The organism is Iodobacter sp. BJB302, from assembly GCF_002735645.1.
Lineage (GTDB): Bacteria > Pseudomonadota > Gammaproteobacteria > Burkholderiales > Chitinibacteraceae > Iodobacter.
The window spans coordinates 1-23,977 of the sequence record NZ_PDZG01000057.1 but is presented as its reverse complement, the minus strand read 5'-3'; the positions used below and the strand labels follow the sequence as shown (position 1 = coordinate 23,977).

Here is a 23,977-nt window from a genome sequence, read left to right as displayed (position 1 = left end):
ATGCATATTCTCGGCTGCGGCCAGTTATTATAGAAGCCGTGAACTGCTAATATTTAATATGGATTTAACTTATGGCTCTGAATATTGATGACTTGCAATTGCTAATCGATATTGTGGCTTGTGGCAGCTTTAGTCAGGCAGCAGCAAGGCGTGGCTGGTCACAGCCCCAGGTCAGCCAGCGGGTTGGCTTGCTGGAGGCCGATCTTGGCGCGCAATTATTTCAGCGCCACCGCCGGGGCGCGATTCCAACGGCGGCCTGCATGTCTTTTTTACCCGCCGTACAAGAAGCGCTCGCCACGCTGGAAGCAGGCAGAACAGCCATCCAGGGCGCACCCGCCCTGCCCAGAATGACACTGGCCTGTATGCCCTCTTTAGCTTCCGTGGTATTTGGCCCTATCTTGGTGGCGCTCGCCAAAGCGCCGATGGAGATCCGCTGCAGCACCGATCACTCGCAAACCATTATGGAAAACCTGCTCAGCAGCAAGGCGCAGTTCGGCTTTATTCTTAAATGCCCCGCCGTGGCAGGTATTCAAATGGAGCGCATCTGGCGATCGCCCATTATTGCCGTGGTGCATAAACGCCACCTGCTCGCAAAATCCGGCGCTTTGACGCTTGCCGATATTGCCAACGAGCAACTGGCACCACAGTTTTGGGGTGATGGCTGTGATCAGCTGATCAATCAGCTGCGCAGCTTACGCAGCGCCAGCGGCCCGATTCACGCCATTCAACCCGCCAGTGCCGCGCGTGAAATGGCCATGGAGCATGGCTTTTTAACGTTTATGCCAGAAGTCGCCGTAAAACGGGATTTACGTGAAGGGCGGCTGATTAAGCTTGCCATCAGCGATTTGCCGCTTTGGGAATGGGAAGTGATGATGGCTTGGCGCAGCGGCAAGCGTAGCGATGTGAGTAAGCAGCTGGTGATTGATACGGTCAGAGCGATGGCTGCGGATTGGGCATAGCCTTCAGCCCAGCTACAGTTTTTTCAAATTAACTGACCAGCAAATCCATTTACTTCAGTTTATTTCTGAGGGCATCCAGCATTTTGGGAATGCTGTCTTTGCTTAAGCTATCCACAATCCAGCCCAGACCCATCGGCACGGGGCCAGGATCAGTAAATACAAAATATTTAACCACCGTTTTAGCCGGGTTAGCAGCAGACGGCGTGATCAGCCAATAGCCGGAAGTATCGGCAATGGTTTCATCGGCTTTTAAACCTTCCCACGGCAACATTTTCCATGAAAGCTGGCATTGTTGAGCGCCCTGCTTGGGGGTCATCTTTAAACGATACTTTTTAACCTTGCCCAGTGGTAAATGTAAGGTCATATCCAGCACCGGGCTATCATCCCCAGCTGTGGCCACCTTTACCTTAGCTACATTAGGCATAAAGCTTGGATAATCCGCATAATTCTGGATCACCGCACACACTTTTTGCACGGGTGCATTCATCAGCGTAGCGGCCAGAAAGGTTTTACCCGCCTGATCTGCCTTACTCTGATCAACCATCGTCACCTGCTGCTCTGTTAGCGCATTGACATCAATCCCCTGCGCAGCGACTGCAGGTATAGCGAGGGCAAATAACACGCTCAGTAATAATTTATCAGGCATAAACAGCTCTTTTATTTTTCAACAGCAAGACGAATTTTTTCGATATCTACAGCATTTAAATATTTTGGAATATTGGTCCACATTGAGTGATAGCCATAAGCACCATTCATTAATTCATCCAGCGCCTGCTCTTTGCTCCAGCCCTGATAAAGAATGCGGTACATTGCCGAAATCAAGCCCGTACGATCCGCGCCATGCAGGCAATGCAATAAAACCGGCCCCTCTGCCTGCTTTATTGCACGTAAAGCGGCAATCACTTCTTTATCTTCAATATCCCATGTATTCATCGGCACACGAATCGATTTCAGCCCCGTGTCTTTTAATATTTTCTGATCCGAATGAAAGGCACGCAAACTCACCACAGTCTTCACGCCTAAAGACTGAATCAGCGCCACATCTTTAACACCCAGCTGCGCGCTGCGATAAAACTGTGGGGTTATTCTGAATAAATTGGCCGATTGCTCAACAGGCTCGGCCCATTCGGCTTTACGTGCTGGCTCTGCTGCACAGACTGGCAAGACTAAACACATCAAGACTAATAATTTAAATACTGCATTCAACATCATTCAGCCTTTTTTGAAAGAAAAATAAAACAGCAGCCCGGCGCCGAACAAGAAAGTCCAATAATCAACAGGTGCAAACCAGAACCAATTTTTATGCCATGGAATATAAGCAGGGCTGAAATGATGAATCCCATAAGCCGGGTTTAAAACAAACCAGAGATAATCTTCCACAATCCAAAAAAACATAATCGAGGCCAGCGCACGTAATTCCAGCCTGAGCGACCATTGCTGCATAAAGAAAAACGGGAAGTGAAAAAACAAGGCCACAAATGGAAACACCCATGCGTGATAGCCCGTCATGGGCCTGCCGCCCCAAAAGATATCCAGCAACCAGTGTTTTTCTATACGCCAGGTCGGCAAGGCAGCGGCCCAGCCTGCCGCACCTTCAATCTGAATTTCTACCTGCGCAAAAAAGAGGCCCAGCAGAGCAACCCAAAACACGGTTAAGCCATTGGCCAGCCATTGCTTGTTTATGGGCATTTGGCCAGCACCGCTTCAAGCACCTGCCGGCCTGCGGCGGCCCGCCCCAGAGCACGTGCTTTTGTGCTCATTTCGGCCAGCCTGGCGGGATTGTCTAATAAATATCGGATCCGATATTCTAAAGTCACCGCATCAAACGCTTTCAGCGCCACGCCTTGCTCTAATAAAAAATCCGCATTGCGTTCTTCCTGCCCCGGAATCGGCGCATTCACAATCATAGGCAGCCCCATTGCCAGGCATTCGGATGTCGTCAGGCCACCGGGTTTGGTCACCACCAAATCAGCGCATGCCATCAGCCGCTCTACTTTATGAGTAAAGCCCTGTGGCAATACACGGCCAGGATAGCGCAAAGACAATACCTGCAATGCCGCTAAAGCCACCTCATTTTTACCTGCCATCACAATCAGCTGGAAATCGCCTTCCAGCGTCAGCAATCGCGCCGCAATGGTATCCAGACTCCCGAGACCTGCGCCGCCACCCATGAGTAAAATAGTTGTGCGTTTGGCATCCAAGCCAAACTCTGCAGCGCACTCCTCACGGCTGGCTACCGCTGCAAAGCCTGGCATAATCGGAATACCACTTACGCTGATTTTCTCAGCAGCAATCCCTTGCGCCTGCATGCGAAAAGCCACTTCCTCATTTGCAGCAAAATAACCTGCCATGCCTTCATGCACCCACATTCTGTGCAAATCAAAATCCGTCACCTGCACCCAGACCGGGTAATCCACAACACCTTTACTCAGCAGCCTGGATAAGATTTCTGCGGGCAAAAAGTGCGTGCAAATAATGGCATCCGGATTAAACGCTGCAATTTCTTTTAATAATGCACGCGCATTCATCCGCTCCAGTTTTTTACGCAGTTTTTCTATAGAGCTATCAGCCTGAGCATCATTAGTGAAATTATATAAATAGCCCCATAATGCAGGCGCATTATTGACCAGCTTGATATAAAAATCGGTATATAACTTTCTGAACCCCGCCGTTACATATTGCATCACATCTAAATGAACCACTTCCAGCGGTGTATCACCCAGATGGGCATAAGCACGAATAGCTTCAGCCGCACGTACATGCCCGGCTCCTGCCGAAACGCTCAGTAATAATATTTTTTTCATAAGCTTTAATATACTTATTCAAAAGAGGGTAAGCAAACATAGCACTGATATTGAAGCGCTGAAAATAACCAGTACACACTATATAAACAATCACCGCAATCAGCGATTCATTTTCAGAATCATCTGCTCGCCTTTTAATGTCATATCAAAACGTTTAATCACATTCATCCCTAATAAAATTTCATCACCCAGCTGCGGCACTACCCCCACAGTCAGATGATTAAATTCAAAAGGACCAAATGAAAGCTGATCAATACTGGACAAATAGCCCTTCACCTCGCCATTAGCCGTTTGCGAAATATAAGGCTGGCCTGGCTTTAATTTTAAGCGCTCTGCCAGAGCGGCACTCATCGTTAAGGTTGTGGCCCCGGTATCAATCAGCAAAACTACAGGCTGACCATTGATATTGCCATTTAAGCGAAAATGCCCGTCTCTGGAGCGCTGCAACGTTAATTCCTGCCCCTGCCCAGCTAAAAACGTACGTGTATTTGGATTATATTGATGCGCCAGAAAAACATTAAATCCCCAGTAAATACCCACCGCAACCATTAACCACACCACAACAATTGAAAACGTCGAGCGCATACCCTTCCCTAAAACACAAAAACCACATACTACAAGCTATTGATGCAAATTTGATCCGGTAACATGACCGATATAACTCAGGCGATGCCGGCCCGCCGCTTTTGCCTGATATAGCGCCACGTCGGCCGAGCCAATCAGCTCATCCATATCACGGCCATCATCAGGAAACCAGGCAAGGCCGATACTCATGCCTGTCTGAACCTGATGGTTTTCAATCAGCAAAGGCCCATCAAAACTGGATAAAAGCCGCTGACAAATACTGATTGCATCTTCCTGGCAGATTGGAGCTGTCAGAATCATGGCAAATTCATCACCGCCTAAGCGTGCAACCGTATCACTATGACGTAATGCCGCATTTAAGCGCTGCGCCACAATTTGTAAAAGCTGATCACCCACACCATGACCCAGGCTATCGTTGATCCGCTTAAAATGGTCTAAATCAATCAGCGCCAGCGCAAACTGGCTGCCCTGACGCTGTGCCCGGGTATAGGCCTGTAATAAGCGATCCTGAAACATCCGCCGGTTAGGCAGGCCGGTTAATGAATCGCTGTAGGCCATTTCTTCTAATTTACTCTGGCTTTCACGTAATTGCTCTAAGGTTTGCTGATGAAGCAATATTTCAAGCGATAATTCTTTTGTTCTTTGTTTTACTTTTTCTTCTAAAGAAACCTGATATTGCTCAGCCTCTTTCAAGCGTGCGGTTTTCTCTGTAACGGCCATATTTAACGCAGCGGTAGCCGCTTTTTTAAGGCTGTTTACTTTTTCAGCCAAAGCCTGTGAAAACATAATGGCGCTCCACGCACCCGCCACAAAGTAAAAAGTCGTATTAAACCGATCCGCTTCGATCACGCCCTGAGTTAATAATACCAACAAAGTGCTGCCCACTAATGTTGGCCCTTCCCCTATTAAATAGCATCTTGCCCAGACCGATCCTAAATAACTAAGATAAGCAGACATACCCAATACCAGCGGCAGCCATACTCCTCCCGCCCATTGTGTGAGCAACTCCGCCCATGAATATTGCCCCGCAAAAACCAGGCCAATAGCGGATAAATAAATGGCAACCACACCATATAAAGTGTAGCTGAACCATTTTCTTCTTTTTAAATTACCCAGCAGGGAAATAGCAAAAAGCACAGAAAAAATACCTGCCGTTGCTGTAATGCAGGAAGACAAACCTTTAAATCTGTGAAATGAAGTAGACCACAATATATTTAAATCAAGGCCATTAATATTTACTGAATAAAACATATAACTGACAATGGCAAAGAAATACAGCAAAAACATGCTATCTCTTATTCTTAGATAAATAAATAAGTTATATACAGACAGCCCGAACATAATGCCAAGCAGTAATCCATATAAAAGATATTCAGTTAAGGTTAAATCAATCCATTTTTCCTGCTGCCATATTCTGACAGGAAAAATAAATGCACTGTGCGATACCGAGCGCCAGTAAATCACCATACTTTGCTGATCATTAAATGTGATCGGGTAAAAAAAAGGCCTGCCATAAGATGGATGGGCAGAAAAGGGCTCGTATTTTTTTGAAACTTGCTTAATATATTCGCCATTTTTATCCGGTGAATAAAACTGCAATTCAACCGGGCTAAAAATCTGATAATCCAGCCACCAGCGTGCAGGCGCATCAGCGCCACGCTCAAGTTTTAAGCGAAACCAGATAGGGTGACGAATTCTTGCCAGCACATTACGCCCGCCTGCCGATACAAAATCAGCCTTGCTGCGTACCTCATCAAACGCCATGGTTTCTGAGGTATCAACAAAATATTCAAGCTTTGAGTTGATATAGGCGCCACTGCTGTCTGGCTGCACAAGAAACGCCGGGGAAGCATCATCCGCCCAGGCTTGGGAAAGAAAAAAAACAATACAAAAAACGAATACCCTGAACATTTTTATTGTCTGATTTTTATAAAAAGCATGCCTGAACTCCAGTCCTGCGACAGATTATATGAATATAGCAAAAATCCATACATTTATCTGTCTTTATTCTTACTTTTTAGAACATAAAAATCATATTAATCTAAAAATTTAACCGCTTATATTCAGAAATAAACTGACAAAAATCTTTCGATTATCGATAAAAACCCATCACCCAAAAGGCTCTTAAATATATGCAGCAAAAAGTAATCTGATGTTTTATGGGCAGCCATAGTGCTGATTGATGGCAATGATTGCGGCAAAGGCGTGCAGGCGTTCTGGCACTAAGAAAGCAATAGAAAACCTAGATACAGAAATGGGAAATAAAAGTGCTTCAACACCGGCAATCCAACCACCGGCGGAAGTTATATCCAAGGCCGCCAGAGGCATTCCTAGCGAGTACTCGTGAAGCAGCAGGAGGCATTGCGCCCCCTACTTTGCTCAGGCTATTTGGTCCAAGCGCCACGCCGAGCTTTGCCCACCTTAGCCGGTTTGCGGCTGGTGTTTTGCTTTTGTAAGAGCTTATCGATTTGCTCGGAAGTCGATTGCATTAAAGACTCGGCCATTTCACCGCTCGGGAAGGTATCCGGCATTCTGAACCCCAGCCATGCATAGGCAGAATACAGCTTGCAAGTGTCTTCCAGATATTGCAATTCATTGCGCCCACCCATGCCATCCATGCGCAATAAGGGCGCGGCACGGCGTTTGGCGCGGGCTTGCGTCCAGTCTTTGAATGCCGATTCCAGCATGGCAAACTTGGTGGAGATGGGGCAAAGGCTGAATACAAAGCGATCATTCAAAGATAAAACCAGCGTATCCAGCCAGCGGGCTTTTTCGATTTGCTCGCTTAAATTGGCAGGCAGAAAGAATTCATCGTGCACATTAATATGCTTGGCAAACAGCTCAAGCAGGGGTTGCAACTTGGTTTCGCCCGTTGCGGCAGAAATCTGCTGCAGATAATCCAGATTTGGCGACACAAAGAAACCGGTACCGGGCAATGGCTCTGGCGCTTCCTTAAGTAAAGCGGCAATCATCTGATGTGTTTTAGCGTCCAGCCCAGCCACAAAGCCTGTTTCATGCTCGCCAAAACGCCCGGCCCGCCCGGCAATCTGCTTTGCCAGCGAGGCGGCAATCGTGCCTTCGGCGTAGCCATCCCATTTATTGGCGGTGGTAAAAATAATCCGTCTGGCAGGCGTATTCAGGCCCATGCCGATGGCGTCGGTGCCCACAACAATTTTTGTCTCACCGTCGATAAATCGCTCGGCCTGTGCCTGGCGTACTTCCGGGGATAAATTGCCGTAAATTGCCGACACTTTAAAGCCCTGCTCAATCGCCTGATCACGCCAGTTCAGTACTTCACGGCGCGAAAACGCAATCAGCACATCACCTGCCTGCAAATTAGACAAAGAGCCGAGCGGTTTTTTCTCCATTTCCAGCGGTGACATACGCTGTAGTTTGCGTACTTCTAATGTGCCGCCCACCCGCTTGACCAGGGATTCAATCGCAGGCTGCGCCTCCAGCGCACCGAGCAAATACACGGTGCTGGCGGGCACACCACACACGGCGGCCGTCCAGGCTGCACCACGGTCCTGATCTTCTAAAAGTTGAATTTCATCGATCACCGCCACTTCAACCACCCGGTTGGGGTTGAGCATTTCTACCGTGCTGGCCACATGGGTGGCTTCGGGGTGCAGCTTTCTTTGCTCGCCGGTAATCAGGCTGACCGCTACACCGGCATCCGTTAAACGGCGGTAATTTTCCAAAGCCAGCAAACGCAGCGGCGCTAAATACACACCGGATTTGGCTTTCATCAGATGCTGCATGGCCGCGTGGGTTTTACCCGAATTAGTCGGCCCAAGAATGGCAATAAAGTGCCGTGGCATGGCTTGTGCCACGGTAAATGATTCGGGGTATAGCGATAAATTCACTGCGTTATGGGTTTTATCCGCCTGGCGGGTGGCCGCTTTGCCGCCTTTCAGCGCGGCTATCCGATCCAGCGCCAGCTGGCAACGGAAACGTGCCAGCTCGTATTTGGCTTGAAATGCCGACAGCGTTGCGGTGGGATCGAGATCAAAATCCCTGGCAATCACCAGCACTTGCTCAGCACAGAGCATAAGCTGCGCTTCTAATTTGGCGCGGGCCTCATCATTCCAGCGGGATTTAAGCATGGCAAAACGCGCGGCACTATCGAGCTTGCGCCACTTAGCGCTCTTACCTAAAAAACCCTCGTCCGGCACCAGGTGATAGGGAATATGCAGACCATTAACGATGATTTCACCCTGCACAGAAACCGCATAGCAACCATCGGTGGTCACCAGTGTGGCGTGATACGTGTGCAGGTAATCATGAATTAAGGAAATTTCTGGAGCATCACTGAGAGAGTCGGTCATAAGGTCTACTGTATTCGAGGTCAAAAATGGCTGAACGCCTTAGTCAGAAGTATACAGTAGCCCCTTCAATGCCGATGAAGACAGATTAAGAAGGCGGATTGGGCAAAGCATTTTCGTCATCCAGCCATTCCCTCCACACTGCCAGTGCAACCGCCAGAATCACTGGGCCTAAAAACAAGCCAACCAGACCAAAAGCAGCTAAGCCGCCCAGCACACCAAACAGCGCCAGAATAAACGGGATATTCACAACCTCTGACAAAACCAAAGGCCGGACAATATTATCCACCCAAGAAACAACCAAGACGCCCCAAAGCAGCAGCCCTATTCCCGCCGCAGTTTGTCCGGTAAAGAGCAACCACAAACCCGCAGCGCCCCATACCAGCGGCGTACCAAAAGGCACCATGGCCAGTAATACCGTCACCGCCGCCAGGGTAACCGGGGCAGACAGGCCCGCCGCCCAATAGCCTAAACCTGCCACAGCCCCCTGAATCAGCGCTGTCAGCACAATGCCATACACCACCGCCCGCGTAGTTAAAGCAACCGTTTTTAAATAGCCGCCAGCCCGCTCGCCCAATAAAGAAATACAGATGGTACGGATTTGCCGCGCCACACTATCGCCATGTAAATACACAAAAAAGAGCGTAAACAAGGCAAAAACCATTTTTATGATGTTTTTGCCGATGCCGCCCAATAATGCAAACGCATAGGCATCCAGCTGACGTAAATGATTTTTAAGTTCGAAGCTGATTTGTGCCGGCTCTGCCAGTAAAGCGCCGAGCGACGCACTCAGCTCAGCCCCAAAAATGGGCAACTTGCTTATAAATGCAGGTGGCCTGAGCCGCCCCGATCCAAGCTCTGCGGTGAGTAAATCAAGCAAGGGGCTGCTTTCTGCCCTGAGTAAAAACAACAACCAGAGCACAGGAAACACGACCAAAGCCGACATCAGTAACGTCAGCAGCAAGGCGGAGGCTGTTTGTCTTTTTCCCGTTTTCTTTAACAGCCAGAGATACAAAGGCCATGTTGAAAAACCTAAAATGCCCGCCCACAACATGGGAATAATAAAAGGCGTTAATACAACAGACACCGCCAGCCCCAGCACCCCGAGGAACATCACAAGCAGCACGCGCTTTGCCAGGGGATTGGTGGTGAGCTCCCGCATCATTCAAATTTTTCCGATCGTATAACTTCAACATCCTGCAAAAAGGCCACCATGGCGTAATTGGCAAAATAATGCGTTTGCAGGTGTAATAATGTGGATTCTGCAATGGCCCGTGGTGAAATCATTTCAATGCGGATATTGGCAGACTTTGTCCATGCTCCTTCCCTGACCCCATGGCTGCCCCGGCCACGCGCATCCGAAATGGTATAGCCACGCACGCCAAGCCGGTCTAAATCACGCACCAGCACCTGCTCTATAGCGGCCTCTGTAACCACGGTTAATAGTGTGCGTGCCTGTGTATTCAAACTCATCCTGTGGCTCCGGTCAGAAAAAGGGCAAGCTGATGATAAAGAGGAATCCCAATCACAATATTGAAAGGGAAAGTAACGCCCAGTACAGCGGCCAAAGAAACAACCGGGCTGGCCTCAGGAATGGCAAGGCGCATCGTAGCGGGCACGGCAATATATGAAGCACTTGCAGCCAGCGTAGCCAGTAAGGTGATGCCACCAGCAGATAAACCCAGCAAAATGCCGGTACCTGCCCCTAAGGCTGCCCCTGTAAGCGGCATTAGTATTGCAAATACCAGGATAAACAGTCCCCGCTTTTTAAGCTCATCCACCTGATGACTCACTATCAGCCCCATTTCCAGCAAGAACAGGGCCAGCACACCCTTAAACAAATCAAAAAACAAGGGCTTAACCGGCGCAAGGCCTTCCGGGCCAGCAGCCCAGCCGATCAGCATCCCACCCAGTAATAAAGTCACGCCTTTACCAAGCAATGCTTCATGCGCCAGCTCGCCCCAGCGCGTTTGCCTGCCTATCCCGCGCGCCAGCACAATGCCCACTAAAATGGCGGGGATCTCCATCACCGCCAAAAAAATGGTCATCTGTGATTCAAACGGAACATCCCGCGTCATCAGCCAGTTCACACCCACGGCAAAAGTCGCAACGCTGACCGAGCCATAGTGTGCAGCCATTGAAGACGCATCGGCACGTGAAAAACGGCCAATAACCTTCAGGATAAAAAAGGCAATAAAGGTGAGCAAAACCCCCAGCACCACCACAGCCAAAAGCTGTGGCAGTAAGGGTGCAAGGGGTTGAGAAGCAAGACCTTGCCCACCTTTTAAACCGATGGCCACAAGCAGAAAAACAGAAAGGGATTCATACAGAGCGACGGGCAGCTTCAATTCCGAACGCAGCAAACCCGCCGCCAGGCCAAACAAAAAGAATAAAACAACCACATCCATCATCTTTACAACTCAATCAGGCTTGCGCGATACATAAAGACTGGCAACCACACTACCTGCAATGAGCACCGTCACCACAGTTAAAGAGATCGCAATCGGCATATGAAACCAAGGCATGATCAGCATCTTTGTACCAATAAAGGTCAGTACAAGCGCCAGGCCATACTGCAGCAAGTGAAAGCGGTCAGCCATATCGGCCAACAGGAAATACAAAGCACGCAGCCCCAGAATGGCAAAAATATTTGAGGTAAAGACAATAAACGGATCGGTTGTAATCGCAAAAATAGCCGGAATAGAATCAACCGCAAAAACCACATCTGAGATTTCAACCAAAACCAGTACTAAGAACAAGGGCGTGAAATAATGGATACCGTTTTTCTTAACAACAAACTTTTCGCCATGATGATCATCGGTCACACGCAAATATTTTCGTGCAATTCTAAGTACAGGGTTTTGGGTCATGTCAGGCTCTTCTTCTGCCACAAACAGCATACGAACCCCTGTAATGACTAAGAATGCACCAAACAAATACAGCACCCAGCTAAATTCCTGAACGACCCATGCGCCAGCCAGAATCATCACCGCCCGCATCACCAGCGCACCTAATATGCCATAGACCAGCACGCGGCGCTGAAATTCGGCCGGAACATTAAACGCCGTAAAGATCAACAAAAAGACAAAAACATTATCAACAGAAAGCGATTTTTCTATCAGATAGCCAGTAAAAAACTCTAAGGCTTTACGGTCGGCAATTTCTGCGCCTACTGTGCCCGTTAAATACCACCACATACCGGCATTAAACAGCAGCGCTAAGCTAATCCATACCAAAGACCAGCTTGCAGCCTCCTTAACGCTGACCTTGTGGACCTTGCTGCCACCAAACACAAATAAGTCGAGGGCCAGCATCGCCAGTACAAAGGCAATAAACGCCCCCCACATCCACGGCTCGCCAATTGAAACTGCTGCATTCACGCTAAGACTCCCATTGATAAAACACAGAAAAAAAACCACAAATACTTACATCAAATCCAAAACTTAAGCATGACGCTTTAGTATGCTGATTCGCTCATCCAGACTGGGGTGAGACATAAATATTCGCTTTACCCCGCTGGCAAGGCTGCCTTTAATACCAAAAACAGCCATTTTTTCCGGCAAAGTCGCATAGCGCTCGCCATTTAAACGCTCTAATGCGGCGATCATTGCCGGCCTTTGCGATAAGCCAGCTCCGCCTGCATCAGCACGAAATTCAAGCTGCCGGGAAAACCGCATCAGCAATGCTGCGGATAAAACGCTAAACAGTAAAACCGAAAACAGCATGGCAACAGACCTTAGTAATTCACCCGGCGAAATCAGAAACAGAGCAAACACAGCATAGCTGCTGAATACAGATAAATAAAAAACTCCAAGGTTCAGCACGCCTTGATAAACAATCAGCTTTGGCATGTCCCTGTGAGCCAGGTGGCAGATCTCATGCCCCAGCACAGCCTCCGCCTCAGCCCTTGGCATAAAAAACAAGAGACCATTCGACACAGAAATCATGCTGTGGCCCACGCCAGAAGCATATGCATTCATATCTGCTGAATCATAAATCCCTACTTCCGGGCGGGGAATTCCTGCCAGCCTTGCTTGTTTTGCCACCGTAGCCAGCAACCAGCCCTCTACATCATTTCCTGGTGTATTCAGCATTTTGCTTTCCAAAGATTGCTTCGCTTTATATCTGGAAAACAAAAAAGCAAAATAAGCGCTCAATAGTGAAACAAACAACACGCCAACTAAAACTTCAAAAACCCCCAAAACAGATTGATGGCCATCTGCTCCTATAAAGTGATAAGCAACTACAAGCAACAGTATCAGTGCCAGATTACTTAAGAAAAACCACCCCATCCTTTTCATTTTTTTTGTCCTGCAAACAAGCCGCGGGCACCTTTTTCTGATGCAACACAACACGGCTTTCAACCACTAACCGATAACCGACCCTGACGAAACAAGTCTTCCCCACAAACCATTGCACAGAGGGGTATTCTGTAAAAAACGGCCGCTGCACAGGTTTAGTTGTAAGCTTACCGCGTTTAAGCCCTGCACTTTAAGAAGCCCTGAGTTCAGATCTGTGAACGGTCACTTTTAGTGGGCTCACCCCTTACTTATGCTTAAGCGTTCCGGGTTTAGGATTGTTTACACGTCATTGAGAATGAATCCGGCTGGCCAATAAATCTGCACAGACAATTTGTTTGTTTATTCTAGCCTTGCTTTTACACAAATAAAAACAGATTATTCTTTATTAATTGATCGTTAAAACTTGATGGAAAAACCCGGCATGCTCAATTACAAACAGCTTTATTACTTCTGGAACGTCGCCAAAGCGGGCAGCATTACCCGGGCAGCCGAACAACTGCACCTTACCCCACAAACCATCAGCGGCCAGCTGGCAGAGTTAGAACGCTCCTTAGGCGCTGATTTATTCCGCCGCACCGGCAGGCGCCTGGAGCTCACCCCCGCCGGAGAAATGGCCAACGAGCATGCGCGGGAGATTTTTCAGATTGGCAATGAGCTGGAGCAAACATTGAAAAGAGGCAGCACCGAGCAATCGTTTCGGGTAGGCGTAGCCGATGCTGTACCCAAATCCATCGCCTACCAGCTACTTGCTCCGGCCATTGCTCTGGCGGACCCGGTGCGGCTGATTTGTTATGAAGACAAACTGGAGCGCTTATTTGCCGAGCTTGCCATTCATAAATTAGATTTAGTCATCGCCGACCAGCCTCTTCCTTCGGAGCTTGGCGTTAAAGCCTTTAACCATTCACTGGGATACTGCGATATCGCTATTTATGCCGTACCTGAGCTGGCAGCACGCTACCGCAAGGGTTTTCCACAATCACTGAACGGTGCCCCATTCTTGCTATTGGGTGATAAAGTCGCCATGCGGGCAGGATTGCAGCGCTGGTTTCAGGAGCAGGATATCCGGCCACGGATTGTTGGACAGTTTGATGATAGTGCGCTCATGAAAGCATTTGGCAGAGCCGGTGCAGGCGTTTTTCCCGCCCCGGCCATCATGGAAGAAGAAATTCAAAAGCAACAGGGTGCCGAGCTCATCGGCCATATCAAATCTGTAGTCGTGAACTATTACGCAATTTCAGTAGAAAGGCGACTCAGCCATCCTGCCGTGCTGGCGGTAAGTGCTGCAGCAAGGGAATCCGTATTTGCTAAAAGAGCTCTCTGAAATAAAGATGAATCCCGCCATCTGAAAGAATGCGATGCTAGGCAGATCATTTCTGCGGGAAGATAAATGCCTGGTCTATAAAGGGCTTATCACATCAGCTAATGCCTGCCTGACTGCGCATTAAGCGGCACCCTGGAAGCAGAAATGATCCATCCTACTTTCAAAGCACTGCTCTTATTCAGCATAATAGGATTAAGCAAACAAACAAATGCCATTGAATTCAAAGTAGATTTAATTCAGGAAACACCATGGGCTTTTCAAAACCCGGCCCAATCAGGCGCCCCCTACGCCGGGATTCTGGTTGATTTACTGGCAGAATTTGCAAAAAGAAGCGGCCACACCACAAAAATAACGCTCACACCTTCAATACGGGTAATCCATTATTTAAAAAATGGAAGCACTGATTTTTCAATCATGATATGGAACAAAAAAAATGAGCCATATGCAAATAAAGGTACTTTTTTATTTCCTGTGCATATCGGCGTGCGGGCAAAAAAAGGGGTAAGTGTTATCCGCTACGAAGATTTAAAAAATATAACCACGAGTGTCCCCAGAGGCCTGGATATTGAACCAGAATTTGATTCTGATCCCCTTCTGAAAAAAGATCTGGTTCAAAACTATATGATTGGGGTACAAAAAACGGCAGCAAACCATGATTCCCAGGCTGTCGCGGGCTCATTAGCAACGATTAATTACACGATTAAAAAATTAGGGCTTACTCAGCAATTTGGCAATACATTTTTACTTGGCACAGCACAACTCACCATTCATTTCTCTAAAAAATCCCCAAGAATAAAAGACGAAGCAAGTATTAATGCTGTTTTTAAAGAAATGTTAAATGACGGAACAGTACGCGATATTCACAGCAAATGGATGGATTAAACCGCCCGGCAAAATACACAGCCATAAGAAATGGCCACATCGTGGCCATTTTTTGCAATTTAAAACTAAGTTTACTTCTCTACAAATGCGCGCTCAATCACATAATCGCCAGGCTGGCCGATACGCTTTGATACCTGGAAGCCACGCGCATCGAGTAGCGCGCAAGTGTCTTTCAGCATGGCCGGGCTGCCGCAAAGCATGGCGCGGTCTGTTTCCGGGTTAAGCGGAGGCAGGCCGATATCACGTTCCAATTTACCTGACTCAAACAAATCAGTTAAACGCCCCTGGTTACGGAAGGGCTCACGCGTCACAGTTGGGTAGTAAATCAGCTTCTTTTGTACTTCTTCACCAAAGAACTCATTGTGTGGCAGCTCTTTCTGGATGAAGTCGGCGTACGCCAGCTCGCTCACGGTACGCACGCCGTGAACCAAGATAATTTTCTCGTACTGTTCGTAAGCTTCAGGATCCTGAATCAGGCTCATAAATGGTGCAAGACCGGTACCTGTTGAAAGGTAATAAAGGTTTTTGGCAGGCTTTAAATCGCTCAGCACCAAAGTACCTGTCGGCTTACGGCTAACCAGAAGAGGATCACCCTCTTTCAAATGCTGTAGACGCGAAGTCAGCGGGCCGTCTTGTACTTTAATACTGAAAAACTCCAAAGTTTCGGAGTAATTCGGGCTGGCAATCGAGTAAGCGCGCATCAGCGGCTTGCCGTTCACTTCAAGACCAATCATCACAAACTGGCCGTTTTCAAAACGCAGCGAATCATCGCGGGTAGTCGTAAAGCTGAACAGCGTATCGTTCCAGTGACGAACCGATAACACGTGTTCGGTAGCAAAAGCGCTCATGTTTTTCTCTTTTCAATAACGTAGGGCGGGTTTGAACCCGCCGTTTTAAATAAGTAATACCCTGGCGGCATGCCCCGCCCTACACGTTTAAGCCAGCGCTGCAGTCAGCTCAGGCACAGCTTCGAACAGATCGGCCACTAAACCAAAATCTGCCACCTGGAAAATCGCTGCATCAGGGTCCAGGTTAATCGCCACAATCACTTTGCTGTCTTTCATACCGGCTAAATGCTGGGCTGCACCCGATACACCTGCGGCAATATAGAGCTCTGGCGCAACAATAGTACCCGTCTGGCCAACCTGAATATCATTAGGTGCGTAGCCTGCATCAACAGCGGCGCGTGTTGCACCAATGGCAGCGCCCAGCTTAGCTGCCAGCGGATTTAAAATCGCATCAAAACGGGTTTCCAGCGGCCGGCCACCTGTTACCACAACAGAAGCGGAAGCCAGCTCAGGGCGATCGCTCATGGTATGGGTTGCAGATACAAAACGCGCCAGAGTCTGGGCCGCAGGTGCAGCGTGATCCACAATATTTGCAGCAGGGCCATTGCCTGCGGCATCAAAGCTGCTTGCCCGCACTGTCAGCACTTGCACCGCATCGCTGCTTTCTACCGTAGTGAGCACACTACCGGCATAAGTCGGGCGGATATACGTTGCGGGTGCACTGATGCTAATCACATCAGAAATCATGGCTGCATCAAGCAGCGCGGCCACGCGTGGCAGGGCATTTTTTGCAGCGGCTGAATGCGGCGCTAAAATCACCTGATACTTGGGTGCCAAATCAAGCAGCAGCGCAGCAACATCTTCTGCCAGCACATGCGCCAGTGCAGGTGCATCCACACGAACCACTTCGCTGACACCTGCAATGGCTGCCGCTTCGGCCGTTACCGCATCAATACTATGCCCCAGCACCACCAGATGCACAGGCGCATTCCATGCCACTGCAGCCGTTACAGCCTGGCGGGTGGCTTTTTTAATTTGCTTGCCGTCGTGTTCGGCCAGAATCAATACAGTCATTATCCAATCACCCCTGCTTCACGCAACTTGCTGACTAATTCAGCCACATTTGCAACTTTAATACCGGCTTTACGTTCGACAGGCTCAGCGGCTTTCAGCAGCTTTAAGCGCGGCTCAGCATTGATGCCCAGATCACTGGCAGCAATGGTTTCAATTGGTTTTTTCTTCGCCATCATCAAATTAGGCAGCTTCACAAAGCGCGGCTCGTTCAGGCGTAAATCTGCAGTAATCACCGCTGGCAATTTAAGCGCCACGGTCTCTGTACCGCCATCGATTTCACGCACCACTACCGCTTCGCCATCGGCTACGGTAATGCTGGAAGCAAACGCGCCTTGGCCTGCATTCATCAATGCCGCCAGCATCTGGCCGGTTTGACCTGCATCGTCATCAATCGCCTGCTTGCCTAAAATCACGAGGCCTGGCTGTTCTTTATCAACAATTGCTTTTAATAATTTGGCCACGCCCAGCTGCTGCAGCTCAAGATCACTCTCAAGCAGGATCACCCGGTCTGCGCCCATTGCTAAGGCATGGCGTAAAACGTCCTGACATGCGGCAGTGCCAATGGTCACAGCCACAATTTCTGTCACCACACCGCGCTCTTTCAGGCGCAATGCTTCTTCTACGGCAATTTCGTCGAAGGGATTGATGCTCATCTTAACGCCAGCAATATCCACATCCGAGCCATCAGCCTTAATCCGTGGCCTGATGTTGTAATCCACTACACGCTTAACCGCGACGAGAACCTTCATAAACCCCTCCTATTTGCCGCACATTGTAGGGCAAGGTAGAATATCTGGTAAATACCAATCTTTGATAAAGATATTCCATTTTCCAGATATGCATGCTTTAAAGGCATGTATTATAAACAAAGCAAAAATCTTAGGACACTGACAACACTGAGAAAAAAGCCGGGAAAAACACTTCTCTAGCCGCAAAACGAGTGGCATTAAGCTTTTAAACCCACTATTTGCCTGTGTTTCACGAGCCTGCAGATCTTTTAAGATTTTAACGCCGCAAATCGCCAGATACCCCATGAACTACACCCTCAGACAGCTCGAAGTATTTACCGCCGTAGCCCGTGCCGAGAATGTGTCCCGTGCGGCGGAGCATTTAGGGATGAGCCAGTCGGCCACCAGCACCTCGCTCACCGAATTTGAGCGGCAGTTTCAGATCAAACTCTTCGACCGGATAGGTAAAAAATTACAACTGAACGAGTTGGGCCACAAAATTTTACCGCGCGCCATCGAGCTGCTCGATCGCGCCCATGAAATTGAAGCCTTGTTTGAGGGCAAAGAAGGCCTGGGGCCGATGCGTATCGGGGCAACGCTGACCATCGGTAATTACCTTGCCACACTCTTGATCGGCGAATTTATGCAAAACCACCCCGGCTGCCGCATCGATCTGGACGTGCACAACACCGCCAATATTGTTAAAAAAGTTGCAGAATTCGAGCTGGACTTTGGCCTGATTGAGGGCGATTGCTCGCATCCTGATTTAGCGGCGCAATCCTGGGTGGCAGACGAGCTGGTGATTTTTGCCGCGCCAGATCACCCGCTCAGCCATCAATCTGTTGTGACACTGGATGATCTGGTGGCCACACCGTGGATTGCCCGTGAAACCGGATCTGGCACACGGCAAACCTTCGAGCACGGCATGCGCCATGTTTTATCCCAGCTTAATATCCGCCTGGCGCTGGAGCATACCGAGGCGATTAAACGAGCGGTGGAATCCGGCATGGGCATTGCCTGTATTTCACGTCTGGCTTTAAAAGAGGCTTTCCGGCGCGGCAGTCTGGTCGAAATTCCCGTGGCGGGATTAGATTTCAAGCGGCAATTTCACTTTATCTGGCATAAGCAAAAGTACATTACCCCCGGCATGGCGCTATTTATTGAGCGCTGCAAGGAAGTGGCCACGGGGGTGACGAGCAGCGATCAGATTGTGCTGCGTCAGCCCATAATCACAGCACCATCATGGCCGCTCCAGCAATAAAGCATTAAGCGCGGCTTCAATTTTTTGTGCCTGAGCATCACCCTGATGCGTCTCCCCCACAAAACGCTGACGAATCACACCGCGCTTATCAACCAGATAAAAGCTTGGCCAATATTGATTATTCAGGGCCTTCCAGTAAGCAAAATCATTGTCGATCATGACGGGATGCTTAAAACCAAACTCTGCCGCCTTAGCGGCCACAGCAGCAGGTGCCCTCTCCCGATCAAACTCTGGGGAATGAATGCCCACTACTTTCAGCCCCCTGCCTGCAAAACGCGCAGATAAATCGTTGAGCCAGGGAAATGAGCGATAGCAATTCCAGCATTCAAACGTCCAGATATCGAGCAGCAGCACCGAGCCTTTAAAATCAGCCACTTTAAGCGGCGGGCTGTTAATCCAAGCCGCAGGGCTGCGCTGCGTAAACTCCGGCAGGGCCGGCTCTGCATAGCAATAAGAACAAAACAGTAAAACCCATAAATAGCGCATGACCCAGCTCCTAAAAAGAATCAGAAGCACTTTAGTCGCGCACTGTTTATTTGTCTGACACGGCTGATGAAATTTCATCAGGGCTAAGGCCAGCCCTCTTTAAAACACAGAATAAAAAAACTACTTTCTTTGCGGTGCATCGATATCAGCCAAAGACTCAGCACCCTTAGCCGTAATCTCGTAGCCTACTGCGCCTTCAATCGAGCTGATATGGGATTTCTTAAGCAGAAACTCTTTAACATTTGCATCCAGCAGCGCGATGGGGTTTGCTGCAATTTTGCGTAAACCATCGATGCAATGCTTCATAAACAGCGTTTGCGTGCCTCTTTCGGTGATTTTCATAATGCCGTTGCGGCCATAATCTACATATTTCAGGCCCGAAAGAAGCTTGGCGTGTTTCAACACCAAGGGGCTAAGCCTTTTGCTTTTTATGCCACGGCTTACTTCTTTAAGCGCTTCAAATTCGTCGTCTGTTAGTCCAGCATTCATATTGTTATCCTGCCTGTAAGGCTTAAGGGCGGCTATGGTACGCGCCCTGTGTCTGTTGCGTAAACGATTACCTGATGTTATGCAGTAAGCACCTGGCCCCGGGTTACTGAGCGATAAAAGTGGGCTTTCACTGCACCACATTAGTCATTACACTAACTTTAGCTGCATCATCGATGCGTGGCCCAGTTTTGGGTCCAGCTCAAAATTTGTAAAGCCAACAGCTTTATAGAGCGAATAGGCAGGCGTATTGCCTTCCAGTACTTCTAAAGTGATTTTGCAACAAGTCAGGCCACGCGCAATCTCAATCACCTTAGCCATCATCAGCTTAGAAACGCCCTGCCCTCTAAAATCGGGATGCACCGCAAAATCATGAATATTAAGCAGCGGCTGGCAGGCAAAGGTTGAAAAGCCTTCAATACAAATCGCAAGGCCCGCAGGTGCGCCATCGCTAAACGCCAGCACAATATGTACCGTGCTGCGTTTTTTTAATTCAGCAATTAAATTAGCCCGGGCAAAAGGTGACAAAGCCTGGTGGCCGCCCATAGGGTCGAGCGCATATTGATTTAATAAATACACCACCGCCTCGGCATGCTGCGGATGAGATAAATCGGCCTGAATGATTTCCAGCATACAATCTCCTTTATTAATGACAAAGAGTTTGCCACTTAGTTTGACGCTAAGCAAAGCGCCGCCGCTCAATAAGACTTCGCCTTGTGCGATAATGCGCCCCCTGTTGCAGGGAAAACACCCTGCCATATATTAAATACAATGCAACAAGGAACACCCATGCAAGCAATCACCCGCGATGTGATGGAATACGATGTTTTGATTGTGGGCGCTGGCCCGGCTGGCTTATCGGCGGCGATTCGCATTAAGCAACTGGCGGCCAAAGCAAACCAAGAAATCAGCGTCTGTATTCTGGAAAAAGGCGCAGAGGTTGGCGCGCATATTCTAAGCGGCGCGGTGATTGATCCGATTGCACTGGATGAGCTAATTCCTGATTGGAAAGCACTGGGTGCACCGCTTAAAACGCCGGTCACAGACGATCGCTTTATGTTGCTGGATGAAGACCAAGCTTTCCGCATCCCCAACTCACTTCTGCCGCCGCTGATGAATAACCACGGCGCGTATATCGTCAGCCTTGGCAATGTTTGTCGCTGGCTGGCAGAACAAGCCGAGAGCCTTGGCGTAGAAATCTACCCCGGCTTTACCGCCGCCGATGTGCTTTACGACGAAAACGGTGCAGTAAAAGGCGTGGTCACAGGCGATATGGGCTTAGATAAAACCGGTAAGCAAAAAGCTGATTTTGCCGCCGGCATGGAGCTGCACGCTAAATACACGCTGATCGGCGAAGGCGTGCGTGGCTCGCTGACTAAGGTGCTGGAAGCGCAATTTAATTTGCGCGATCACGCAGACACACAAAAATACGGCATCGGCTTTAAAGAGCTGTGGCAAGTTGCGCCCGGCCAGCACAAGCCTGGCCTTGTCAGCCATACACAGGGCTGGCCGCTAGATAACAGCACTGGCGGCGGCTCGTTTATTTATCACCTAGAAGACAATCTGGTCGCCGTTGGTTTTGTGGTGCATTTAAACTACAGCAATCCGTACCTCAGCCCCTTTGATGAGTTCCAGCGTTTTAAAACGCACCCAAGCATTCGCGGGCTATTTGAAGGCGGCAAACGCCTGAGCTACGGCGCAAGGGCAATTTCTGAAGGCGGGCTGCAATCGGTTCCTGAGCTAACTTTCCCCGGCGGCGCGCTGATCGGCTGTGCGGCGGGCTTTTTAAATGTGCCACGCATCAAGGGCACGCACAATGCCATGAAGAGCGGCATGCTGGCCGCCGAGTCGGTTGTTGAAGCGCTGGCCGCTGGCCGCAACAGCGATGAGCTGCTTGCCTATCCGGCAGCGATTAAAGCCTCATGGGTTTGGCAGGATTTAGACAAGGTCAGAAATATCAAACCAGCCTTGTCAAAATTCGGCAATACTTTTGGTTCAATGTACGGTGGTTTCGAAATGTGGCTGGCCAGCTTCGGCTTGCGTCTGCCATGGACATTTAGTCATAAAAAACCAGACCATGCCTGCCTGAAGCCTGCGAATGAATGTACACCGATTAACTATCCCAAACCGGATGGCAAGGTGAGCTTTGATAAACTGTCGTCGGTGTATATCTCAAACGTCAACCACGAAGAAAATCAGCCTTGTCATTTGCACTTGGCCGATATTGAGCTTGCAATCAAAGTTAATATTGCTCTATATGACTCACCTGAAAGCCGTTATTGCCCAGCGGGTGTATATGAAGTCATCCAAACGGACACGGGCCCTCGCCCGCACATCAATGCGCAAAACTGCATTCACTGCAAAACCTGCGATATTAAAGATCCAACGCAAAATATCACATGGACCACGCCAGAAGGTGGCGGCGGCCCGAATTATCCGAATATGTAATAGCTTATGAAAACGCAGGTCTGCTGATCTTTTTAGTTTTTATTATTACGCTCAGGAAAAACCATGATTATTCAGAAACACATTGTCGATCTGCCCACACCAACCGGCATCATGCGTACTTATGTGCATCGTCCTGAAGGCAATAAAGCCTATCCGACGATTTTGCTTTATTCAGAGATTTTTCAGCAGACCGGTCCGATTGAGCGCTCGGCACGGATGATGGCCGGGCATGGCTATGCGGTTGTCGTGCCAGAGATTTTCCATGAGCTGAACCCTGTCGGCACGGTGTTGGCTTACGATCAAGCGGGCAGCGATAAGGGCAATAGTGATAAAGCCAATAAATCGGCAGAAGGCTATGACACCGACAATCAGGCCGTGATCGCATGGCTGGCCAATCAGCCATGGTGCAACGGGCAAATTGGCGCGATGGGCTTTTGCATTGGCGGCCATCTGGCGTTTCGCGCCGCCCTGCAGCCCCAGGTTAAAGCGACGGCCTGCTTTTATGCAACGGATCTGCATACCAGCGTGATTCCAAACCTGCCAGGCCAGCACAGTATGGACAGACTGGCGGATATTTCTGGCGAGCTGTTGATGTTTTGGGGCAAACAAGACCCGCATATCCCCGCAGCGGGGCGCGCCTTGGTTTATCAAAAAATGAGCGAGGCCGGGCTTAATTTCAGCTGGCACGAAGTCAACGGACAGCACGCTTTTATGCGCGATGAAGGCTTACGCTACGATGCGCAATTAGCCATGCGGGGCTATCAGCTGGCTCTGGATTTATTTGGCCGCTGTCTGTAAGCACTTTCGCAGAAACTCAATCCAATATGCACACAATAAAAAAGGCAGGTAAAAACCTGCCTTTTTATTTATCTCAATTTAATCAATCGTCTCAGGAATTATTTTTTTAAGCTTAGCATCTGCAATCGATTGATTAAACAATTGTAAATACTTAAGCATATTCATATTTTTTGCAAACCCCAGATATAAAGTATCTTTTACCAGAGGATGTTTTAAAATCACAAATTGCGCTTTATTGGCTTTTAGCTCTGGATCTGCATCCACAATACTATCAAGGCCAAGCTGGCCGCTTCCAACCAATGCACAATCAATACGCCCATGAAGTAATTTTTTTAATCTTACGGCGGGCACTGCGCTCGTATCTGCACTTAGCATTTTTGTTGCGGCAGCTTGATCAAATGCCTCTCCATAGCTTGCACCTAAATGAACACCGACCAGTTTACCTTTTAAATCTTCAACTTTACTAAAAGGAAATTCACGGCCTTTTTTCACCACAATATTGATATTGTCGTCAAATATTGGATCAGAATAATCAAACAAATTCAAGCGGGCTGATGTTTTAGATAAACCAATCACCCCACCCCGCCCCTGAGTGGCAAATTCATACCTGATTATGTCTCTTGCTCAATTAAGGCTTGAAATACCCCTCTTGGACAAGGTTTAGCCTGCATCACGGCTTTGAGTAATCGAGGAATCAGAGCGCACAGGTCTGCTCGACGATTGAAACGGTA

26 protein-coding genes are annotated in these 23,977 nt (G+C 48.8%); 6 read left to right on the top strand and 20 right to left on the bottom strand.

What is annotated here, in order from left to right; genetic code table 11:
- The first annotated feature begins 71 nt into the window (after window positions 1-71).
- Complete coding sequence (locus CSQ88_RS16540) at window positions 72-959, top strand: LysR family transcriptional regulator (RefSeq protein ID WP_099399189.1); 888 nt, start codon at window positions 72-74, stop codon at window positions 957-959.
- Between the two features lie 49 nt (window positions 960-1,008).
- On the opposite strand, the gene CSQ88_RS16535 is transcribed toward CSQ88_RS16540, so the two are convergent.
- The 13 genes from CSQ88_RS16535 to CSQ88_RS16480 form a co-directional block, all read right to left on the bottom strand.
- A complete protein-coding gene (locus CSQ88_RS16535) occupies window positions 1,009-1,605 on the bottom strand; it encodes an SRPBCC family protein (protein ID WP_099399188.1) in 597 nt (198 codons plus the stop codon).
- Between the two features lie 11 nt (window positions 1,606-1,616).
- The gene (locus CSQ88_RS16530; protein ID WP_099399187.1) at window positions 1,617-2,171 is read right to left on the bottom strand and encodes a dual specificity protein phosphatase family protein; all 555 of its coding nucleotides are present in this window, start codon (window positions 2,169-2,171) and stop codon (window positions 1,617-1,619) included.
- Window positions 2,172-2,648, bottom strand: a complete 477-nt coding sequence (locus CSQ88_RS16525; RefSeq protein ID WP_099399186.1) for a hypothetical protein — start codon at window positions 2,646-2,648, stop codon at window positions 2,172-2,174.
- Window positions 2,639-3,763: a glycosyltransferase gene (locus tag CSQ88_RS16520; protein WP_099399185.1), complete on the bottom strand. Its 1,125-nt coding sequence runs from the start codon at window positions 3,761-3,763 to the stop codon at window positions 2,639-2,641. Before CSQ88_RS16520 ends, CSQ88_RS16525 begins: the two co-directional genes overlap by 10 nt.
- Before the next feature lie 99 nt (window positions 3,764-3,862).
- The gene (locus tag CSQ88_RS16515; RefSeq protein WP_099399184.1) at window positions 3,863-4,348 is read right to left on the bottom strand and encodes a TIGR02281 family clan AA aspartic protease; all 486 of its coding nucleotides are present in this window, start codon (window positions 4,346-4,348) and stop codon (window positions 3,863-3,865) included.
- 36 nt (window positions 4,349-4,384) lie between these two features.
- The gene (locus CSQ88_RS16510) at window positions 4,385-6,181 is read right to left on the bottom strand and encodes a diguanylate cyclase (protein WP_180273692.1); all 1,797 of its coding nucleotides are present in this window, start codon (window positions 6,179-6,181) and stop codon (window positions 4,385-4,387) included.
- 324 nt (window positions 6,182-6,505) lie between these two features.
- Window positions 6,506-6,661, bottom strand: coding sequence for a hypothetical protein (locus tag CSQ88_RS23030; RefSeq protein ID WP_180273691.1), 156 nt, complete (start codon window positions 6,659-6,661; stop codon window positions 6,506-6,508).
- A 71-nt stretch (window positions 6,662-6,732) separates the two neighbouring features.
- A complete protein-coding gene (locus tag CSQ88_RS16505) occupies window positions 6,733-8,676 on the bottom strand; it encodes a helicase-related protein (RefSeq protein ID WP_099399182.1) in 1,944 nt (647 codons plus the stop codon).
- A gap of 85 nt (window positions 8,677-8,761) precedes the next feature.
- A complete protein-coding gene (locus tag CSQ88_RS16500; protein ID WP_218963126.1) occupies window positions 8,762-9,838 on the bottom strand; it encodes an AI-2E family transporter in 1,077 nt (358 codons plus the stop codon).
- The gene (locus CSQ88_RS16495) at window positions 9,835-10,146 is read right to left on the bottom strand and encodes a P-II family nitrogen regulator (protein ID WP_099399181.1); all 312 of its coding nucleotides are present in this window, start codon (window positions 10,144-10,146) and stop codon (window positions 9,835-9,837) included. The genes CSQ88_RS16500 and CSQ88_RS16495 overlap by 4 nt, the downstream gene beginning before the upstream one ends.
- Complete coding sequence (locus tag CSQ88_RS16490; RefSeq protein WP_099399180.1) at window positions 10,143-11,084, bottom strand: sodium-dependent bicarbonate transport family permease; 942 nt, start codon at window positions 11,082-11,084, stop codon at window positions 10,143-10,145. The genes CSQ88_RS16495 and CSQ88_RS16490 overlap by 4 nt, the downstream gene beginning before the upstream one ends.
- A gap of 9 nt (window positions 11,085-11,093) precedes the next feature.
- Complete coding sequence (locus CSQ88_RS16485; protein ID WP_099399179.1) at window positions 11,094-12,020, bottom strand: TerC family protein; 927 nt, start codon at window positions 12,018-12,020, stop codon at window positions 11,094-11,096.
- A 96-nt stretch (window positions 12,021-12,116) separates the two neighbouring features.
- Window positions 12,117-12,974 (bottom strand): zinc metalloprotease HtpX, encoded by an 858-nt coding sequence (locus CSQ88_RS16480; protein ID WP_099399178.1) that lies wholly within the window; start codon window positions 12,972-12,974, stop codon window positions 12,117-12,119.
- Between the two features lie 421 nt (window positions 12,975-13,395).
- Here CSQ88_RS16480 and nhaR point away from each other — a divergent pair, with 421 nt between their 5' ends.
- Window positions 13,396-14,295: a transcriptional activator NhaR gene (gene nhaR, locus CSQ88_RS16475; RefSeq protein WP_099399196.1), complete on the top strand. Its 900-nt coding sequence runs from the start codon at window positions 13,396-13,398 to the stop codon at window positions 14,293-14,295.
- A 144-nt stretch (window positions 14,296-14,439) separates the two neighbouring features.
- On the top strand, window positions 14,440-15,177 hold the full coding sequence (locus CSQ88_RS16470; RefSeq protein ID WP_099399177.1) for an ABC transporter substrate-binding protein: 738 nt from the start codon (window positions 14,440-14,442) through the stop codon (window positions 15,175-15,177).
- Window positions 15,178-15,248: 71 nt separating this feature from the next.
- Here the strand turns inward: CSQ88_RS16470 and CSQ88_RS16465 are convergent, their stop codons facing one another.
- The 3 genes from CSQ88_RS16465 to CSQ88_RS16455 all read right to left on the bottom strand — a co-directional run bounded on the left by CSQ88_RS16465 (window position 15,249) and on the right by CSQ88_RS16455 (window position 17,788).
- Window positions 15,249-16,025 (bottom strand): ferredoxin--NADP reductase, encoded by a 777-nt coding sequence (locus CSQ88_RS16465; RefSeq protein ID WP_099399176.1) that lies wholly within the window; start codon window positions 16,023-16,025, stop codon window positions 15,249-15,251.
- Between the two features lie 87 nt (window positions 16,026-16,112).
- Window positions 16,113-17,039, bottom strand: coding sequence for an electron transfer flavoprotein subunit alpha/FixB family protein (locus CSQ88_RS16460; RefSeq protein ID WP_099399175.1), 927 nt, complete (start codon window positions 17,037-17,039; stop codon window positions 16,113-16,115).
- Complete coding sequence (locus CSQ88_RS16455; protein ID WP_099399174.1) at window positions 17,039-17,788, bottom strand: electron transfer flavoprotein subunit beta/FixA family protein; 750 nt, start codon at window positions 17,786-17,788, stop codon at window positions 17,039-17,041. Before CSQ88_RS16455 ends, CSQ88_RS16460 begins: the two co-directional genes overlap by 1 nt.
- A 283-nt stretch (window positions 17,789-18,071) precedes the next feature.
- Here CSQ88_RS16455 and CSQ88_RS16450 point away from each other — a divergent pair, with 283 nt between their 5' ends.
- On the top strand, window positions 18,072-19,028 hold the full coding sequence (locus tag CSQ88_RS16450; protein WP_099399173.1) for a LysR family transcriptional regulator: 957 nt from the start codon (window positions 18,072-18,074) through the stop codon (window positions 19,026-19,028).
- On the opposite strand, the gene CSQ88_RS16445 is transcribed toward CSQ88_RS16450, so the two are convergent.
- The 3 genes from CSQ88_RS16445 to CSQ88_RS16435 form a co-directional block, all read right to left on the bottom strand.
- Complete coding sequence (locus tag CSQ88_RS16445) at window positions 19,008-19,514, bottom strand: redoxin family protein (RefSeq protein WP_180273690.1); 507 nt, start codon at window positions 19,512-19,514, stop codon at window positions 19,008-19,010. The two genes, CSQ88_RS16450 and CSQ88_RS16445, sit on opposite strands and share 21 nt — an antisense overlap.
- Before the next feature lie 120 nt (window positions 19,515-19,634).
- Entirely contained in the window at window positions 19,635-20,003 is a 369-nt protein-coding gene (locus CSQ88_RS16440; RefSeq protein WP_099399171.1) for a hypothetical protein, read from the bottom strand.
- A gap of 147 nt (window positions 20,004-20,150) precedes the next feature.
- Window positions 20,151-20,633, bottom strand: coding sequence for a GNAT family N-acetyltransferase (locus tag CSQ88_RS16435; RefSeq protein WP_099399170.1), 483 nt, complete (start codon window positions 20,631-20,633; stop codon window positions 20,151-20,153).
- A gap of 156 nt (window positions 20,634-20,789) precedes the next feature.
- On the opposite strand from CSQ88_RS16435, the gene CSQ88_RS16430 reads away from it, so the two are divergent.
- Both CSQ88_RS16430 and CSQ88_RS16425 read left to right on the top strand, forming a co-directional pair.
- Window positions 20,790-22,448: an electron transfer flavoprotein-ubiquinone oxidoreductase gene (locus tag CSQ88_RS16430; RefSeq protein WP_257212643.1), complete on the top strand. Its 1,659-nt coding sequence runs from the start codon at window positions 20,790-20,792 to the stop codon at window positions 22,446-22,448.
- Window positions 22,449-22,511: 63 nt separating this feature from the next.
- Window positions 22,512-23,246, top strand: coding sequence for a dienelactone hydrolase family protein (locus tag CSQ88_RS16425; protein ID WP_099399169.1), 735 nt, complete (start codon window positions 22,512-22,514; stop codon window positions 23,244-23,246).
- A 78-nt stretch (window positions 23,247-23,324) separates the two neighbouring features.
- On the opposite strand, the gene CSQ88_RS16420 is transcribed toward CSQ88_RS16425, so the two are convergent.
- Window positions 23,325-23,822, bottom strand: a complete 498-nt coding sequence (locus CSQ88_RS16420) for an ABC transporter substrate-binding protein (protein ID WP_180273689.1) — start codon at window positions 23,820-23,822, stop codon at window positions 23,325-23,327.
- Window positions 23,823-23,977: the final 155 nt, after the last annotated feature.

What these genes read in the sequence shown, in the direction of transcription:
- CSQ88_RS16540 (WP_099399189.1), top strand. Translation starts at nt 72, where the DNA reads ATGGCTCTGAATATTGATGACTTGCAATTGCTAATCGATATTGTGGCT.
- CSQ88_RS16535 (WP_099399188.1), bottom strand. Translation starts at nt 1,605, where the DNA reads ATGCCTGATAAATTATTACTGAGCGTGTTATTTGCCCTCGCTATACCT.
- CSQ88_RS16530 (WP_099399187.1), bottom strand. Translation starts at nt 2,171, where the DNA reads ATGATGTTGAATGCAGTATTTAAATTATTAGTCTTGATGTGTTTAGTC.
- CSQ88_RS16525 (WP_099399186.1), bottom strand. Translation starts at nt 2,648, where the DNA reads ATGCCCATAAACAAGCAATGGCTGGCCAATGGCTTAACCGTGTTTTGG.
- CSQ88_RS16520 (WP_099399185.1), bottom strand. Translation starts at nt 3,763, where the DNA reads ATGAAAAAAATATTATTACTGAGCGTTTCGGCAGGAGCCGGGCATGTA.
- CSQ88_RS16515 (WP_099399184.1), bottom strand. Translation starts at nt 4,348, where the DNA reads ATGCGCTCGACGTTTTCAATTGTTGTGGTGTGGTTAATGGTTGCGGTG.
- CSQ88_RS16505 (WP_099399182.1), bottom strand. Translation starts at nt 8,676, where the DNA reads ATGACCGACTCTCTCAGTGATGCTCCAGAAATTTCCTTAATTCATGAT.
- CSQ88_RS16500 (WP_218963126.1), bottom strand. Translation starts at nt 9,838, where the DNA reads ATGATGCGGGAGCTCACCACCAATCCCCTGGCAAAGCGCGTGCTGCTT.
- CSQ88_RS16495 (WP_099399181.1), bottom strand. Translation starts at nt 10,146, where the DNA reads ATGAGTTTGAATACACAGGCACGCACACTATTAACCGTGGTTACAGAG.
- CSQ88_RS16490 (WP_099399180.1), bottom strand. Translation starts at nt 11,084, where the DNA reads ATGATGGATGTGGTTGTTTTATTCTTTTTGTTTGGCCTGGCGGCGGGT.
- CSQ88_RS16485 (WP_099399179.1), bottom strand. Translation starts at nt 12,020, where the DNA reads ATGTGGGGGGCGTTTATTGCCTTTGTACTGGCGATGCTGGCCCTCGAC.
- CSQ88_RS16480 (WP_099399178.1), bottom strand. Translation starts at nt 12,974, where the DNA reads ATGAAAAGGATGGGGTGGTTTTTCTTAAGTAATCTGGCACTGATACTG.
- nhaR (WP_099399196.1), top strand. Translation starts at nt 13,396, where the DNA reads ATGCTCAATTACAAACAGCTTTATTACTTCTGGAACGTCGCCAAAGCG.
- CSQ88_RS16470 (WP_099399177.1), top strand. Translation starts at nt 14,440, where the DNA reads ATGATCCATCCTACTTTCAAAGCACTGCTCTTATTCAGCATAATAGGA.
- CSQ88_RS16465 (WP_099399176.1), bottom strand. Translation starts at nt 16,025, where the DNA reads ATGAGCGCTTTTGCTACCGAACACGTGTTATCGGTTCGTCACTGGAAC.
- CSQ88_RS16460 (WP_099399175.1), bottom strand. Translation starts at nt 17,039, where the DNA reads ATGACTGTATTGATTCTGGCCGAACACGACGGCAAGCAAATTAAAAAA.
- CSQ88_RS16455 (WP_099399174.1), bottom strand. Translation starts at nt 17,788, where the DNA reads ATGAAGGTTCTCGTCGCGGTTAAGCGTGTAGTGGATTACAACATCAGG.
- CSQ88_RS16450 (WP_099399173.1), top strand. Translation starts at nt 18,072, where the DNA reads ATGAACTACACCCTCAGACAGCTCGAAGTATTTACCGCCGTAGCCCGT.
- CSQ88_RS16445 (WP_180273690.1), bottom strand. Translation starts at nt 19,514, where the DNA reads ATGCGCTATTTATGGGTTTTACTGTTTTGTTCTTATTGCTATGCAGAG.
- CSQ88_RS16440 (WP_099399171.1), bottom strand. Translation starts at nt 20,003, where the DNA reads ATGAATGCTGGACTAACAGACGACGAATTTGAAGCGCTTAAAGAAGTA.
- CSQ88_RS16435 (WP_099399170.1), bottom strand. Translation starts at nt 20,633, where the DNA reads ATGCTGGAAATCATTCAGGCCGATTTATCTCATCCGCAGCATGCCGAG.
- CSQ88_RS16430 (WP_257212643.1), top strand. Translation starts at nt 20,790, where the DNA reads ATGCAAGCAATCACCCGCGATGTGATGGAATACGATGTTTTGATTGTG.
- CSQ88_RS16425 (WP_099399169.1), top strand. Translation starts at nt 22,512, where the DNA reads ATGATTATTCAGAAACACATTGTCGATCTGCCCACACCAACCGGCATC.